The 360-nt window shown below is 57.8% G+C and carries 1 protein-coding gene; it reads left to right on the top strand.

Going from position 1 to position 360, the window contains the following annotated elements; translation table 11 throughout:
* Window positions 1-51 precede the first annotated feature (51 nt).
* Window positions 52-360 (top strand): TadE/TadG family type IV pilus assembly protein (locus EN824_RS33780; RefSeq protein WP_135933186.1); only part of this gene is annotated, 309 nt, incomplete at its 3' end.

Below are 360 nucleotides of genomic sequence, written 5' to 3'. Positions count from 1 at the left end.
ATGCGTGAGATGCGGGGGAGTCAGTCCGTTCAGCTTGTCGAGTAATCCTCCATGGAACGGCGACCAGTCCGGATTTTCCGGAGCGATTCGGGTGTTGCGGCGGTGGAGTTTGCGCTGGTTCTGCCGATCCTTTGCCTGGTACTTCTTGGCGTCATTAACGGCTGGTCTTTCGTATCAAGCTCGTTGTCGATGCGTGCAGGCGTCAAAACGGCAGCAAATCTTGTGATGCAAGGAGAAGCCAACGACGCGGCAACCCAAGCCGTCGCCCTTTCGAGCTGGGAAAATCGTCCCGACGACGCGCAAGTTACATTGGGGCGCAAATACATGTGCGGGAGCACCGTGGCCGATCCATCGGTCCTG

The organism is Mesorhizobium sp. M8A.F.Ca.ET.181.01.1.1, assembly GCF_004792025.1.
GTDB lineage: Bacteria > Pseudomonadota > Alphaproteobacteria > Rhizobiales > Rhizobiaceae > Mesorhizobium.
This window is presented reverse-complemented; position numbering and strand designations above follow the sequence as displayed.